At 61.0% G+C, this 15,639-nt stretch carries 14 protein-coding genes and 1 pseudogene (1 of these 15 running past the window's edge); 7 read left to right on the forward strand and 8 right to left on the reverse strand.

Translation table 11 applies throughout. The annotated features are described in order from the left end of the window. Positions 1-11: 11 nt before the first annotated feature. The 7 genes from ACIPO9_RS26710 to ACIPO9_RS26740 all read left to right on the forward strand — a co-directional run bounded on the left by ACIPO9_RS26710 (position 12) and on the right by ACIPO9_RS26740 (position 6,531). A complete protein-coding gene (locus tag ACIPO9_RS26710; protein ID WP_400784346.1) occupies positions 12-839 on the forward strand; it encodes an NAD-dependent epimerase/dehydratase family protein in 828 nt (275 codons plus the stop codon). Positions 840-899: 60 nt separating this feature from the next. After that, the gene (locus tag ACIPO9_RS26715) at positions 900-1,784 is read left to right on the forward strand and encodes an SMP-30/gluconolactonase/LRE family protein (RefSeq protein WP_400784347.1); all 885 of its coding nucleotides are present in this window, start codon (positions 900-902) and stop codon (positions 1,782-1,784) included. Positions 1,785-1,966: 182 nt separating this feature from the next. Beyond that, positions 1,967-2,878: a TauD/TfdA family dioxygenase gene (locus tag ACIPO9_RS26720; protein ID WP_274136485.1), complete on the forward strand. Its 912-nt coding sequence runs from the start codon at positions 1,967-1,969 to the stop codon at positions 2,876-2,878. Between the two features lie 25 nt (positions 2,879-2,903). Beyond that, positions 2,904-4,019: an ABC transporter substrate-binding protein gene (locus ACIPO9_RS26725; RefSeq protein ID WP_400784349.1), complete on the forward strand. Its 1,116-nt coding sequence runs from the start codon at positions 2,904-2,906 to the stop codon at positions 4,017-4,019. Positions 4,020-4,023: 4 nt separating this feature from the next. Beyond that, positions 4,024-4,935, forward strand: coding sequence for an ABC transporter permease (locus ACIPO9_RS26730; protein ID WP_400784350.1), 912 nt, complete (start codon positions 4,024-4,026; stop codon positions 4,933-4,935). Continuing rightward, positions 4,932-5,720, forward strand: coding sequence for an ABC transporter permease (locus ACIPO9_RS26735; RefSeq protein WP_400610976.1), 789 nt, complete (start codon positions 4,932-4,934; stop codon positions 5,718-5,720). The genes ACIPO9_RS26730 and ACIPO9_RS26735 overlap by 4 nt, the downstream gene beginning before the upstream one ends. 22 nt (positions 5,721-5,742) lie before the next feature. Next, on the forward strand, positions 5,743-6,531 hold the full coding sequence (locus tag ACIPO9_RS26740; protein ID WP_400784352.1) for an ABC transporter ATP-binding protein: 789 nt from the start codon (positions 5,743-5,745) through the stop codon (positions 6,529-6,531). A gap of 98 nt (positions 6,532-6,629) precedes the next feature. Here ACIPO9_RS26740 and ACIPO9_RS26745 read toward each other — a convergent pair whose 3' ends face one another. The 8 genes and pseudogenes from ACIPO9_RS26745 to ACIPO9_RS26780 form a co-directional block, all read right to left on the reverse strand. Continuing rightward, a complete protein-coding gene (locus ACIPO9_RS26745) occupies positions 6,630-7,589 on the reverse strand; it encodes a diguanylate cyclase (RefSeq protein WP_400784353.1) in 960 nt (319 codons plus the stop codon). Between the two features lie 3 nt (positions 7,590-7,592). Beyond that, the gene (locus ACIPO9_RS26750) at positions 7,593-8,591 is read right to left on the reverse strand and encodes a response regulator (protein ID WP_274136490.1); all 999 of its coding nucleotides are present in this window, start codon (positions 8,589-8,591) and stop codon (positions 7,593-7,595) included. Between the two features lie 477 nt (positions 8,592-9,068). After that, on the reverse strand, positions 9,069-9,434 hold the full coding sequence (locus ACIPO9_RS26755; RefSeq protein ID WP_400784354.1) for a response regulator transcription factor: 366 nt from the start codon (positions 9,432-9,434) through the stop codon (positions 9,069-9,071). Positions 9,435-9,570: 136 nt separating this feature from the next. Beyond that, positions 9,571-10,191: a response regulator transcription factor gene (locus ACIPO9_RS26760; protein WP_400784355.1), complete on the reverse strand. Its 621-nt coding sequence runs from the start codon at positions 10,189-10,191 to the stop codon at positions 9,571-9,573. Next, positions 10,188-11,681, reverse strand: coding sequence for an ATP-binding protein (locus tag ACIPO9_RS26765; protein WP_400784357.1), 1,494 nt, complete (start codon positions 11,679-11,681; stop codon positions 10,188-10,190). The genes ACIPO9_RS26760 and ACIPO9_RS26765 overlap by 4 nt, the downstream gene beginning before the upstream one ends. Positions 11,682-12,077: 396 nt before the next feature. Then, positions 12,078-12,428 (reverse strand): BON domain-containing protein, encoded by a 351-nt coding sequence (locus tag ACIPO9_RS26770; RefSeq protein WP_274136494.1) that lies wholly within the window; start codon positions 12,426-12,428, stop codon positions 12,078-12,080. A gap of 791 nt (positions 12,429-13,219) precedes the next feature. Continuing rightward, positions 13,220-15,325, reverse strand: coding sequence for a polyribonucleotide nucleotidyltransferase (pnp, locus tag ACIPO9_RS26775; protein ID WP_274135910.1), 2,106 nt, complete (start codon positions 15,323-15,325; stop codon positions 13,220-13,222). A 193-nt stretch (positions 15,326-15,518) separates the two neighbouring features. Next, positions 15,519-15,639 (reverse strand): annotated as a pseudogene (locus ACIPO9_RS26780) (30S ribosomal protein S15); it runs 140 nt beyond the window's last position.

Consider the following 15,639-nt stretch of genomic DNA (forward strand, 5'->3'; position numbering starts at 1 on the left):
CAGGGCTCCCCATGACCACTCCATCCAGCGTTCACACGCCCTTCAATCGCATTCTCCTGACAGGCGCCGCAGGCGGGCTCGGCAAGGTGTTGCGTGAAAGCCTGCGCCCGTACGCCACTATCATCCGTCTGTCCGATATTGCCGAAATGGCCCCCGCTGCTGGCGCTCGCGAAGAAGTACAGCGATGCGACCTGGCTGACAAAGCCGCCGTTCATCAACTGGTCGAAGGCGTGGATGCCATCGTGCACTTTGGCGGTGTGTCCACCGAGCACTCGTTCGAAGACATCCTCGGCCCGAACATCTGCGGCACTTACCACCTGTACGAAGCGGCCCGTCGCCATGGCGTGAAGCGGGTGATCTTCGCCAGTTCCAACCACGTGATCGGCTTCTATCGCCAGGACCAGACCATCGACGCCAGCGCCGTGAAGCGCCCGGACAGCTACTACGGCCTGTCCAAGTCCTACGGTGAAGACCTGGCCAGTTTCTATTTCGATCGGTACGGCATCGAAACCGTGAGCATCCGCATCGGCTCATCGTTCCCCGAAGCGCAGAACCGCCGGATGCTGAGCAGCTGGCTGAGTTACGACGACCTGACCCAGTTGATCGAGCGCGGGCTGTTCACGCCCAATGTCGGCCACACTGTGGTGTACGGCGCGTCGAATAACGAAAAGGTGTGGTGGGACAACCGCCTGGCCAGCCATCTGAACTACCAGCCCAAGGACAGCTCCGAGCCGTTCCGCGCCAAGGTGGAGGCACAACCGGCGCCTGCGGCCGATGATCCGGCGATGGTCTATCAGGGCGGCGCGTTCGTGGCGTCGGGGCCGTTTGGCGACGCGTGATTGCCGCCTGGGTGATTGCACGACTGAACCCGTCTTTTTCCACTTCGGAGAACGAGTGCCATGCAGGCTGAATTGATCCTCGACGCGCGCAACGCCACCGGTGAAAGCCCGGTGTGGAGCGCGCAGGAACAGGCGCTGTACTGGGTCGATATTCCGGCGGGGCGACTGCATCGCTGGAGCCCGCTGGATGACTGTACGCAGAGCTGGCAGGCGCCGCAGATGCTCGCCTGCATCGCGAGTTTCGGCGACGGCAGCTGGCTGGGCGGAATGGAGGACGGGCTGTACCGCGTTCGCCCCCAAGCTGATGGCAGCCTCGCGTCAGAGCTTCTCTGCGCGGTTGCTCACCTGCGCCCGAACATGCGCTTCAACGATGGCCGTTGCGACCGCCAGGGGCGCTTCTGGGCCGGCACCATGTTCATGGACATGGGCCAGGCCGCCGTCGTCGGTTCGCTCTACCGCTACGACGCGGGGCAGCGCGACCCGCTGGCAGCGCAACTGGACAGCATGATCGTGCCCAACGGCCTGGGTTTCAGCCCCGACGGCCGCATCATGTACTTCTCCGACTCCCATCCCGACGTGCAGAAAATCTGGGCCTTCGACTACGACACCGACAGCGGTACGCCACGCAACCGCCGCTTGTTCGTCGACATGAGCCAGCACCCCGGTCGCCCCGACGGCGCAGCAGTGGACGCGGACGGTTGCTACTGGATTTGCGGCAACGATGCCGGGCTGATCCACCGCTTCACGCCTGAAGGCAAACTGGACCGGTCCCTGGCGGTGCCCGTGAAGAAACCGGCGATGTGCGCCTTTGGCGGTCGGGATCTGGATACGTTGTTCGTGACTTCGATTCGCCCTGCGGGCGATGTCAGCGATCAGCCGCTGGCGGGTGGAGTGTTCGCGTTGAGGCCCGGTGTGCAAGGCATCGAAGAAACGCCTTTCGGGTAGCCTGCGGGCTACCCTTCTCTTTTCCTCATACAAATCATTCGAATATCGTTATGAAGATTAGTTATCTTCATAAACGACCCGCATAAACATACCTTCTATATTTATGACAAAAGGTGATTAGCGCGCCGCTGATTTATATCTTTATGATCTGAGCCACAACAACCTAAACAGGAGTTCAGGCGATGGCGATTCAGATCAACCCCGTTGCAGGACGAATCGGTGCCCAGTTGAGCGGCATCAAACTGTCCGGCGATATCTCGGCTCAAGACTTCGACTTCATCAATCAGGCACTGCTCAAGTACAAGGTCCTGTTCTTCCGCGATCAGTTCCTCACCGATGAGCAGCATGAAAGTTTCTCCCGTCGCTTCGGCGATCAAGTGCCGCACCCAACCGTGCGTTCTGCCGAAAAAAGCTCGGCAATCCTCAACCTCGATTCCCGCGAAACCCGCGCCAACTCCTGGCACACCGACGTCACCTTCGTCGCCAACTACCCGAAGATTTCCATCCTGCGGGGCGTGGTCATCCCGCCTTACGGTGGTGACACCGTGTGGGCCAACACCGCGGCCGCCTACGCCGACCTGCCCGAACCGCTCAAGGCACTGGCCGACAATCTGCGCGCCCTGCACACCAACCTGTATGACTACGCAGCGCCCAAGGACACCGGTGCCGAAGGGCTCAAGCGTTACCGCGAGCAGTTCACCGCCGAGGTCTACGAGACCGAACATCCGCTGGTGCGCGTGCACCCGGAAACCGGCGAGCGCAGCCTGATTCTCGGTCACTTCGTGAAACAGATCCTGGGCGTGAGCAGCAATGACTCCAAACAATTGATCCGCCTGTTCCACGACCGCATCACGCAGATCGACAACACCGTGCGCTGGCGCTGGAGCGAAGGCGATGTGGTGATCTGGGACAACCGCGCCACCCAGCACATCGCGATCAATGACTACGGCCAGGCCCAGCGCATCGTGCGCCGCACCACCGTGGCCGGTGACATCCCGGTGGGCGTCGATGGCCGTTCCAGCCAGGCGATCAAGCCGACACCCGAAACCCTCTCCCCTGCCACCGAAGCCGACAAGAAACACCTGGCGGCCTGATCTCACTTTTTAAGGAAGACATCCCATGGCAAAGGCCAAGCGAACATCTGTATTGCGCAAATCGAGCGTAGCTACCGCACTGGCGGCGCTGCTGATGATGCCCTTGGCCGAGGCCGACGTCCTGCGCATTGGCGTGGCCAGCGCCGGCGGTGGCGATCCGGTGACCTTCAGCGGCTCGTCCCTGGGTATCGTGCGCAACCAGCAACTGCTGGAAAAAGCCTTCGAAGGCACCGGCACCGAGATCCAGTGGTTCTTCTTCAAGGGCGCAGGCCCTGCGGTGAACGAGGCGCTGTCCAACCAGCAACTGGACTTTGCCTATCAGGGCGATCTGCCCGCAGTGGTCGGCCGCTCCAACGGCCTGGACACCAAGCTGCTGGCGGCCATCGGCGTGCGCTCCAATGTGTATGTGGCCGTGCCCAAAGGCTCGGACATCAAGACCATCGAAGACCTCAAAGGCAAGAAAGTCGCGCTGTTCCGAGGCACCAACGCGCACTTGGTGGCGATCAATCTGCTGGCCGACCACAAGTTGGCCGAGCGCGATCTGAAGGTCATCAACCTGGACAACGGCAGCACCCAGGCGGCGCTGGCGTCCAAGGGCGTCGATGCCGCATTCGGTGGCCGCGAGCTATTCAAGCTGCGTGATCAGGGCCTGGTCGACATCATCTTCGACAACCCGGACAACGACGTGCGCTACACCCGTCAATGCGCGCTGGTGGTACGCGGCGCCTATGAGAAAGACCATCAGGAGCAGGTGCAAAAGGTCGTCGATACGCTGGTCAAGGCCGCCAAGTGGGAGTCCGAGGAACAGAACCGCGATGCGGTGCTCAACGAATGGGCCAAGACCAACGAACCGCTGGCCTCGCTCAAGGCGGACTTCGAACATCTGCAACTGCGCGACAGTGCCTCGCCTCTGGTCGATGACTTCCTGCGCACGCGCTACCAGTCCGTCGCCGATCAGGCCAAGGACGAGAAGATGATTCGTCGCCCGGTGAGCATCGATGGCTGGTTCGAAACCCGATACCTGGACCAGGCCATCAAGAACAACGGCCTGGGTCAGTTCTGGACCGCTTACGGCGCAGACGGCAAGGCGCCGACGGGCAACGCCACGGCGTTGACCAAACCGATCAGCAACGGAGGCTGACGTCATGGCCAGAGCGACCGCAACCGCACTCGACCCACAGCAGGTGCCAGGCAAATCGCTGGCACCGGTCAAGCGCCTGCCACCATCGACGTCGCGCTCTACACCTCGGGTAGTGGTTCGCGCAGCTCAAGGCTCGGCGTGGCAATCCCGCGCGCTGAACCGCTTGCTGCCCTGGCTGTTGCCCGCCGCACTGCTCGGGCTGTGGTATCTGGGTAGCGAGCGGGGCTGGCTGTCGGATCAGGTGCTGCCACCGCCGGCCTTCGTCTATCAGACCCTGGTGGACCTGGCGAGCACCGGCGATTTGTGGCTCAACGCTTCGGCCAGCATGCAGCGCGTGCTGGTGGGCTTTCTGATCGGCTCGGGGCTGGGCGTGACACTGGGTCTGGTGATGGGGCTGTCGAAAACCGTCGAGCATTACTTGCTGCCGAGCTTCAACGCGCTGGTGCAGATTCCGGTGCTGGGCTGGATGCCCTTCGCCCTGCTGCTGTTTGGCATCGGCGAGCCGCTCAAGTACGTGCTGATCGCCCATGCCGCGCTGGTGCCGGTCACGCTGTGCACCTTGCAGGCGTTCCATCAGGTGCCCAAACGCCTGCTGGAAGTGGGTCAGGCGTACGGCTTCAGTCGGCGGCAGATCGTCACAGACATTGTCCTGCCGTCCGCCGTCGCACCGATCTTCACCGGTCTGCGGCTGGGCTTCACCAAGGCCTGGCTGTCGCTGGTGGTGGTCGAGTTGCTGGCCTCCAGTGAAGGGCTGGGTTACCTGATCGCCTACGGGCGCCAGCTGTTCCAACTGGATCTGGTGATGGCTGCCGTGGTGGTGGTCGGTGCCGTGGGCCTGCTGATCGACCGCAGTTTCGAATACGTCGAACGCCGCCTGAACAAAGGCCGCGCCGTGACGCCGGGGAGGCTGGCATGAGTACGCTGACTTCATCCGCCGCGCCTTCGACACGTCGGTATCGCGGCTGGGTTCTGCCGGTGGTCGCCGTGGCGGTCTGGTGGCTGGCAACCAACCAGGGCTGGAGCGATTCAGGCCTGCTGGTTTCGCCGCAGAAAGTCGCCGCCACCGCCTGGCATCAGTTCACCTCCGAAGCGTTCTGGCGGGCGATCTCTTCAAGCCTTGCGCGCAATCTCAGCGGCTTCTTCATCGGCACAGCGCTGGGCCTGGTTCTGGGCTGCCTGCTGGGCTTTTCGCGTCTGTTCGAGCGCGTGGTGGGGCCGAGCTTCAACACCTTCAAGCAGATTTCACTCTTCGCCTGGATCCCGCTGATCTCGGTGTGGTTCGGCCTGGGGGATGTGGCCAAGGTGGTGTTTCTGTCGCTGGCGGCGCTGGTTCCGGTGGTGGTCAACACCTGCGACGGATTGCGCAACGTGCCGCCTGCGTTTCTGGAAGTGGCCAGAGTGTATGGCTTCACGCGGTGGCAGACGATTCGCGGCGTGATGCTGCCGGCCGCCCTGCCCTCGATCTTCACCGGGGTCTATCTGGCGCTCGTCTATTCGTGGCTGGCGACCATCGGCGCCGAGTACCTGCTGGTGTCCGGCAGCGGCATCGGCAACACCCTGATCGACGGCAGCGAGCACTTCATGATGGACCTGGTGCTGTTCGGGATGGTGGTGATCGGCCTGGTGGGCTGGGGCCTGAACCTGCTGGCCCGCAGCCTCGAACGACGTATGCAGCGGCTGTACGGCATCACGCCGCGCTAGTTTTCAATTCAAGGAGTACATCATGGCTGCCACTCAACCGCTCAACGCAGTGCAGGGCAATGGCCTGCGTCTGGAAAACATCAGCAAGTATTTCTCGAGCGCCAGCGCCGATACGCAGTTGCAGGTGCTGGACAACGTGCAACTGGACATCGCGCCCGGTGAATTCATCACCATAGTCGGCGCCAGCGGCTGCGGTAAGTCGACCTTGCTGCGGCTGATCCTGGGGCTGGACGAGGCCTTCGACGGGCAGATCCTGCTGGATGAAAAACCCATCAAGGGCACTGGCCTTGAACGTGGCATCGTGTTTCAGGATCACCGGCTGTTCCCCTGGCTGACGGTGGAGCAGAACGTTGCGGTGGGCTTGAAGAACGCGCCACTGAGCCCTGCGCAAAAACGCGAGACAGTGCGCGAACATATTCACCTGGTGGGGCTGCAGGATTTCGTCGAGTCCTACCCGCACCAGATTTCCGGCGGCATGGCCCAGCGCGTGGCCATCGCCCGGGGCCTGGTGAATCGTCCCAGCGTGTTGCTGCTGGACGAACCCTTCGGCGCCCTCGACGCCCTGACCCGCACACGGTTGCAGCGGGAGCTGCAGCATATCTGGCAGCAGGAAAAGATCACCATGGTTCACGTCACCCACGATGTGGACGAGGCGGTGTATCTGGGCGACCGGGTGGTGGTCATGCAACCGCATCCGGGCCGCATCCGCCGCGTCGTCGACATCGACCTCCCCCGCCCACGCAACCGCAGCGACGCCCGGTTCATCGCGTTGCGCGATGACGTGTTGAGTGATTTTGCAGAGTTGTCGTAGGAGCGCGCTTGCCCGCGATGGCGGTGGGTCAATCAACGCAATGTCGTCTGATCTGACGCCATCGCGGGCAAGCGCGCTCCTACAGGATCGGTGGGTTATCAAACCACGCCAAACAACGACACCTGATTGCGCCCGTTCTTCTTGGACGCATACAGCGCCTGGTCGGCCCATTCGATGACGGTGGTGTGATCGGTGGGCAGCAGGCTCATATCGGCGACGCCCAGGCTGATGGTGCAGCGAATCACCTCACCCTCATGGCAGATTTCCTGGGCTTCGACCGCTACCCGCAGGCGTTCGGCAAACATGCCGGCACCGTATTTATCGGTGTCCGGCAGCAGCACCGCGTACTCTTCCCCGCCATAGCGCCCGGCGACGTCCGAGTCACGGATGTGCTCGCGAATCACATCCGCCACGCGCTGGATCACCTTGTCGCCACACTGGTGACCATAGGTATCGTTCACCCGCTTGAAGTGATCGATGTCGAACATCACCAGCGCCGCCGTCGTGCCGTAGCGCACATGTCGCGCGTACTCCAGGCGTAGCGCCTCTTCCCAGTGGCCGCGGTTGTAGAGGCCAGTGAGACGGTCGGTGCTGGAGAGCTTTTGCAACTCGAGGTTGGCGGCCTGCAATTGCTGACGGTTGGTCGCCACATCGGTGACGTCGTAGATCACCAGGCACACGTGCGTGACCTCGCCGCTGGTGCCGCGCAGGGGAAACATCGTGGTGTTCTGGTACATGAAGTCTTCCTGCCCGGTGATGGGCTGGTAACTCTTGAAACGCACCAGGTACGGCCGCTGCTCCCAGATCGTGAACGCCGGCGTGCCGAGGGTGATCACGCTGTCGATCTTCTTCTGCAACCAGTGCTCGTTGACCTCGGGGAACAGGTCGAAAAACGAGCGGTTGGCGGCCTCGTACGGCAGTACTCCGGAACGGTTTTCCATGAAGGTGTTCCACACCTGCACGCGGTACTCCTGATCGAGCACCACCACCCCCACGTCGATACTCTGGGTGATGGTCAACAGCCAATGCAGCTCCTTGATGTCGATGCGGTCGTTCATGAATCAGCTCATCAGGTAGGCGAGTTTGCGCGACAGCCGCTCTACCGAATCTTCGGTGAACAACATCAGCAGGTCGAAATGGATGTTGTGCCCTTCCAGGCTGTAGCTGATTTCCACCGCAAGGGTCTTTTTCCAGCGCCGCTGATTGATGCGGATCAGATCCTCGATGCCGCTGTGGGCGTTGAGCACCTGAGGGTGGCCTTGCGAGAACTCGATGTCGAGCTGCTCGGCGATCCCGCTCAGGCAGGCACCGATCAGGATCGACGACAGGTCCAGGAGCATTTCCATGTCCGAGTAGTCGCGATCCTTGATCTTCATCAACTGCGCCATGTCGGCGATTTCTGAATCATGAAACAGCAGCAATGCCTCGCCCGCGATGCCGCCGCCGATGTAGCCCTGGCACACGGCAGTCATTCGTTCGCTGCCCTGGGCGTCGGCCAGCGCCATGTGCAGCTCGCCCACCTCCAGCATGTTGACGTTGGGAATCGGCAACTGCACGAACACGCCCAGCACCCGCGCCAGCAATGCAGCGGCGCGGCCCATGGCGACGTTGACGGTTTCGCGAAACGCATCGTGAAAGCTGATGGCGACGGGTTCGGCTTTTGGCGCAATCACCGGTGCTTCCGTGCGCTCACCCAGGAGGCCAAGCCGTTGCAGGGTCAGTTGCAATTCCAGCGGATCAGCCGGTTTCTTCAGGAAGGCCAGCGCACCCAGCTCTCGCGTGCGGCGCACGGCCTCCTGCTGCACATCGCCGGACACCACGATGACCTTGGCCTTGAGGTTTTCGGCGCGCATCAGGGCAAGCGCCTGGTAGCCGTCCATGTCCGGCATGGTCAGGTCCAGCAGCACCACTTCGCCCAGGCCCTGGCGAATCGCCTCCAGGCCTTCGTGGCCGTTGGTCGCGGTCGTGACCGACACCCCCCAATCTGCAGGCAAGGCACGTATCAACTGTTTGCGCGCCATATTGGAGTCGTCGCAAATCAGGAGCGGCATCATGGTCATCGCGTTCAATCTCACTGCAAAAGAGTTTCAGGCGAGGCCTGCAAGTTCAATGCGATTAGTTGTGTTGCCTCAAGCAACTCCACTCATATGGGTGCAGGTTAATCTGACACAGTGGGTCGAATCTTCACTCTTTTCAGAGAAAACCGGGCAATGTGTAACATCCATGCAACATCTATGCACAACTTTCGAGCGTTCGTGAATAACCAGAATACAAACTATTGACGCTGTTTTAATGACACGCCACCCGTGGCAAAGGCCCGTGTTTGAGGGTTAGAGACCAATCGAGCGATACCGAAACCGGTGCGTCAGTTGATGACGCACAGGACTTGAAAGAGGAAGGCTTATTCATGTTGAGGATAAATGACCCAATACAGTGCCCGATGCACTAATAGGTACTGCACAGACGCACACCTATTGCTCAACTCCATCAACTGATAATGAGTTCGCAGCCATGGATTGATACAGCGGAGGATCGATTCAGGCCAGGGTCGATTCAATACAATCGATCAGGGCCTGCGCCTGAAAAGGCTTGGCCAGGAAACATACAGCGCTGCCGCTCATGGCGCGCCGGCGCACGCTTTCCTCGGAAAAGGCAGTGATGAAAATGGTGGGAATCCGAATGCCCTGGGTGCCCAGATATTCGTGCAGCTCAACGCCGCTCATGTGCGGCATCTGCACGTCGGTGATCAGGCAGTCGGTGGTGGCCAGCTGACCAGAGGCGAGAAAGTCCTCGGCGGACGAAAACAGGGACACCACAAAGCCCAGGGAGCGGATGAGACTGTCGAGGCTGGCGCGGACCGCATTGTCATCGTCGACGACAGCGATCATCGGGGGGCTGGGCAAGCGGAATACCTTTGAGTGCAGACATGAACACGTGCGCATCAAGGCACACGACAACAGCCCACACGTTACCGACCCCGGCGGGGCGCCGTAAGTATACGGGTGTATGACCGCGACCGCCGGCCCACAAACCCTGGGTTCAATCCCCCGCCAGGGCCTGGGACATCTTCACAAGGTCGGCGAAGGTGCGCGCCTGCATCTTCTTCATCGCGTGGCCCCGGTGAATCTTCACCGTGATCTCGCTCAGGCCCATCTCGGCAGCGATCTGCTTGTTCATGAGCCCAGTCACGGCATACGCCATGACTTCCTGCTCGCGGGCGGTGAGCGCCTTGTAGCGGGTGCGCAGTTCGGCAGCGGCCTTGCCGGTTTCACGACGCCTGGCGTCCTTCTGCAGCGCGGCGACCACGGCGTCGAGCAGGTCCTGTTCGCGGAACGGCTTGACCAGAAAATCCAGCGCCCCTGCCTTCATCGCCTTGACCGACATGGCGATGTCACCATGGCCACTGATGAAGACGATGGGCATGCACACGTTCATGTCAGCCAGACGCACCTGAAAGTCCAGCCCGCTCTCCCCCTGCAGGCGCACGTCCAGCACCAGGCACGCCGGGCTGTCGTCGAATGGATGCTCCAGAAATTCGGCACCGGAGGCATAAGCGTGAACCCGCATTCCCATGGAGCGCAGCAGGCTGTCCAGGCCGGCGCGAATGGCGGGGTCGTCATCGACGACGAACACCACGGGGCTGCTGTCTGGAGTGCTCATGACCGGGCCTGCCCGTGGGCCGGAATCGAGAAGCTCAGCGCAGCCCCGCGGCCGAGTTCACTTTCAGCCCAGATGCGTCCGCCGTGGGCCTCGATGATGGAGCGGCAAATTGACAGGCCCATGCCCATCCCCTCAGGTTTGGTGGTGAAAAATGGATTGAACAGGCTCGGCAGATTCTGCGCCGAGACGCCGGGACCGTTGTCCTGGACCCTGATACGCACGTCGCCGCCCTCGGTGAGCCCTACTGCCGCCGACAGGGTTCGCGCCTTGCCTTGCATGCCGGACATCGCCTGCACCGCATTGATGAGCAGATTGATGATGACCTGTTGCAATTGCACCTTATCCCCCTTGACCCACATCGGCCCAGCCGGGTGCAGCACATTCAGATGGACCCGGTTGCGCAGGATCTCGCGCTGCACCAGCGCCGCCGACTCCCGCAGCACATCGCGCAGATCGAGCGGAACATGCAGCGGATCGGCCTTGCGCGACAGTGCCCGGATCCGCCGGATGACCTCGCTGGCCCGGTGCGCTTCGCTCTTGATGCGGTCGATGGCGCTGCGCACCTCGCCCACGTCCGGCACCTCGCGGTTCAACCAGCGCAGCCCGGCCTCGGCGTTGGTGGTGATGGCAGACAACGGCTGATTGACCTCATGGGCAATGGAGGCTGCCATCTCGCCCAGGGTCGTGACCCGGGTGACGTGGGCCAGCTGACTCTGGGAACGATGCAGCGCGTCCTCGGCATTCTTGGCGGCCGTGACGTCCATCAGGGCACCGATGTATTCGCAGTCCCCCGATGCGTCCTTCACTTGCTGCGCCAACATGCGTACGTACTTGCAGGAGCCGTCTGACATCAGCAGGCGAAACTCGGCTTCCATGTTCGAGTGCCGTGCGTAGGCCTGTTCGATCAGGGATTTCAGATCCTGGGTGTCATCGGGGTGAGTACGGCCGATCATGTACTCCAGCGTCGGCTGCATCTGGGCATCGAACTGGAAGATGCGCCGCGCCTCATCCGACCAATACATCTGCGCGCTGGGCATTTTCAGCCCGATGCTGCCGGTCTGGCTCAGGCGCTGGGCCTCGGCCAGAAAGGCCTCGCTGCGGTGCAGCAGATGCACCTGCTCCTGCAGGGCTTCCCTGGATGCCTTGTTCTTGAGGGCCAGAAAGGCGGTGATGGCAATGGCGGCCAGGCTCACCAGGCAACGGGCGAACGCGGGAGTCAGCCAGGCATCCCCGTGGGACAGCAGATAGGCCAGCAGCGTCAGCGCGCCACAGCCCACCGAGACCGCTGCCACGCCCCTGCGGCTGAACAGATCGCCGGATATCAGGATGACGACCACGTACAGCACCGCAATGGCGACATCCAGGGTGCTGAGCCAGTCGATCAGGAAGATGATGAACGTCAGCACCATTGCACCCAGGCGCAATAGCCAGACGCCGGGTGGGACCTGCGCCCGGGGAGCCGCCGGCAGGGCAACGGGGACGGTTTTCATGGGAGCGTGATTGCCTTGTCTGTAGTCATTGGAATGGCAGCACAAAGGTCTTGGCGGCGGGTGCACGCCTGCCTGCACCCTTGAAAGGGAAAGGCGGAGTATTGTTTTCATTCTGCACGTTTGCCCATAGGACCAACGTATCGCACCGGGTACAAATATATACAGGATTTTTCAATCGGCAGAGTGATGCCTCAATCGCTCAAGGGTCTTGATCGATTGTGCTGTGTCGCAGAGGGGGGACCGTAAAATGAGACAACGCAAATAGAACAAGCCCCGACGCGAGCGCCGGGGCTTGTAATGGCCACATCCGTATGGCCTTCGCATGAACCTTCAATCGACCAGCCAACGGCCTCCCTGGCCGTCAACCGTCCGTTCTCCAGGCTCTTGGGAAACTGATTACTCGGCTTTCAGGCCATCAGCCGAGACGGCTTTCACGCCTTTGATTTTCTTGGTGATCGCAACAGCGGTCTTTTTCTGAGCTTCGGTCACAGCGACAGTTGACGACAGGGAAACCACGCCTTTGTTGGTTTCAACCTTGATGTCGGAGCCTGGAATGCCTTTCTCGGTCAGCAGATCCGATTTGACCTTGGTGGTGATCCAGGTGTCGGAAGTGGTTTCCTTGGCTTTGGTCATTTCACCCGCGGCGACCTGCATTGGAGCCTGGGTCGCGGTTTCAGCCATGGCCACGTTTGCCATGGTCAGCGTCAGGGCGGTGGCAGTAGCAGCAGCGATAGCGAACTTCTTCATACGAGTAACTCCTGTTTTTCTCAGAATCTGCGCCAAGCCTGTTGGCTGCAGGGTTACTGGGTATATCGCAAGCGATGTGCCAACCTTTGTTGATTTATTTTTTCCTTTTAAATCAATTGGTTATGTATTTGTGGATCCGCTGTTGTCGTGCAGATTGCCCGGATTGGAAAAGTTCCGCTTGCAAGATGCATGTTCTGACCTTGCAGTTTGCCCTAACTCATTAATTCGCTTGAGGAAAGGTGGCTGCAGTGCCGTCTCGCTGATCGTTCCCACGCTCCGCGTGGGAATGACTTGTGCGACGCTCTGCGTCGGCGGGTGACTTCTCGGTCGTGTGAATATCCGTTTTCGTGGCGGTTTGAGTATTGGGTTTCGCCCCTTACGGGCGACCTACTTTCCTTACGGGGAAAGTAGGCAAAGCCATTGCGACAGGCTGGGGTCCTTCGGACTTCCCTCGACTCCGGCGCCGTTCCGGGGGCACGACGCCTGCGCTCGGCCTGGCGCCTTGACGTCGCGTTCGGCGTCGTCTGCACCACCGCGCACTAAGATCAAAAGCAGAAGCAAGGGCTGTGGCGCGCTCTCCGTAGCAGCACGGCTTGCCGGCGGGGGCGTCCTTGAAATCGCTCCCGCCGGCAAGCCGTGCTGCTACGGGTTTGCGAGGTTCTGTGGGTTGCGCCAACCATGTAGGAGCGCGCTTGCCCGCGACGGCGTCTTCGAGATCGTCCGAGGTCGTATTTCGGGGCAAAAAAAAGGGCCCCGAAGGGCCCTTTTTCCACAGCGTTGGTGCGGTGCGATTAAACGCCCGAAGCCTTGGCTGCGGCGACGTCTTTGATCGACAGCTTGATACGGCCGCGGTTGTCCACGTCCAGTACCAGGACTTCAACTTCCTGACCTTCCTTGAGGATGTCGGTCACTTTCTCGACGCGAGCATCGCTCAGCATGGAGATGTGAACCAGACCGTCCTTGCCAGGCAGGATGTTGACGAATGCGCCGAAGTCGACGATGCGCTCAACCTTACCCACGTAGATCTTGCCGATCTCGGCTTCAGCGGTGATACCCAGAACGCGCTGGCGTGCTGCTTCAGCCGCTTCCTTGGTTTCGCCGAAGATCTTGATCGAGCCGTCGTCTTCGATGTCGATCGAAGCCTTGGTCTCTTCACAGATGGCACGGATGGTCGCGCCGCCTTTACCGATGACGTCACGGATCTTGTCGGTGTCGATCTTCATCGCGATCATGGTCGGAGCGTTTTCCGACAGCTCGGTACGCGACTGACCAATGATGTTGTTCATCTGACCGAGGATGTTCAGGCGAGCTTCCAGGGCCTGGCCCAGGGCGATCTCCATGATTTCTTCGGTGATGCCCTTGATCTTGATGTCCATCTGCAGCGCGGTAACACCGTTGGCGGTACCGGCCACTTTGAAGTCCATGTCGCCCAGGTGGTCTTCGTCACCCAGGATGTCGGTCAGAACTGCGAATTTCTCGCCTTCCTTGACCAGACCCATGGCGATACCGGCAACCGGAGCCTTCATCGGAACACCGGCGTCCATCAGAGCCAGGGAAGCGCCGCAGACCGAAGCCATGGAGCTCGAACCGTTGGATTCGGTGATTTCCGACACTACGCGGATGGTGTACGGGAACGCGTCAGCGGCAGGCAGCATGGCCTGGACCGAACGGCGGGCCAGACGGCCGTGACCGATTTCACGACGACCGGCGCCGCCCATGCGACCACACTCGCCCACCGAGAACGGAGGGAAGTTGTAGTGCAGCATGAAGGGGTCTTTCTTCTCGCCTTCGAGGGTGTCGAGCAGCTGCGCGTCACGGGCAGTACCCAGGGTGGCAACGACCAGCGCCTGAGTTTCGCCACGGGTGAACAGTGCCGAACCGTGAGTCTTTGGCAGAACGCCGACTTCGATGTTCAGCGGACGTACGGTGCGGGTGTCGCGGCCGTCGATACGTGGCTTGCCATCAACGATGTTCTGGCGAACGGTGCGGTATTCGATTTCACCGAAAGCGGCTTTGACTTCGGAAGCCGACGGGCTGCCTTCTTCAACGGCCAGCTTGGCAACGACCTGATCCTTCAGCTCGCCCAGGCGAGCGTAACGGTCGGCCTTGACGGTGATGGTGTAGGCCTCGGAGATCGCAGCGCCGAACTCGGAGCGGATAGCGCCCAGCAGTTCGGTGGCTTCGGCCTGAGGAGCCCAGGTCCAGGTTGGCTTGGCAGCTTCGGCGGCCAGCTCTTTGACGGCCTTGATGACCGACTGGAATTCGTCGTGGGCGAACAGCACGGCGCCCAGCATCTGGTCTTCGGTCAGCTCTTTGGCTTCGGATTCAACCATCAGTACCGCTTCTTCGGTACCGGCAACGACCATGTCCAGGCTCGATGCTTTCAGTTGCTCGTAAGTCGGGTTCAGCAGGTAGCCGGTGCTTTCGTGGAAGGCAACGCGGGCAGCGCCGATCGGGCCGTCGAAAGGAATGCCGGAGATGGCCAGGGCAGCCGAGGTACCGATCATCGCAGCGATGTCCGGATCGGTTTTCTTGCTGGTGGAAACGACGGTGCAGACAACCTGCACTTCGTTCATGAAGCCTTCAGGAAACAGCGGGCGGATCGGACGGTCGATCAGACGCGAAGTCAGTGTTTCCTTCTCGGAAGGACGGCCTTCACGCTTGAAGAAGCCGCCAGGGATCTTGCCGGCAGCGTAGGTTTTTTCTTGGTAGTGAACGGACAGCGGGAAGAAGCCTTTGCCAGCGTCAGCCTGTTTAGCGCCGACCACGGTCACGAGCACGGTGACGTCGTCGTCAACGGTGACCAATACTGCACCAGAAGCCTGACGGGCGATGCGGCCTGTCTCCAGGGTTACGGTCGATTGACCGAATTGAAACTTCTTGATTACCGGGTTCACGGTTTCCTACCTTCTTTGTGGCTCTTGGGGGAACTGGTTTCTTGCGAATTCTTGGGCAACGTGGGGAATCGGCCCGACGACTGTCCAGGGGTAAAACGTGTATCCAGATAAAACTTGAGGCTGGGAGCCTGCCATGCGCCGGCGGAAACCCGCTGACGCACGACAGACAACCAACCTCTAGCGCAATCGCTGATTAGCGACGCAGACCCAGGCGAGCGATCAGAGCGCTGTAACGGCTCACGTCCTTGCCTTTCAGGTAGTCCAGCAGCTTGCGACGCTGGTTAACCATGCGGATCAGACCACGACGGGAGTGG

The organism is Pseudomonas sp. NPDC090203 (assembly GCF_044746765.1).
Taxonomy (GTDB): domain Bacteria; phylum Pseudomonadota; class Gammaproteobacteria; order Pseudomonadales; family Pseudomonadaceae; genus Aquipseudomonas; species Aquipseudomonas putida_AD.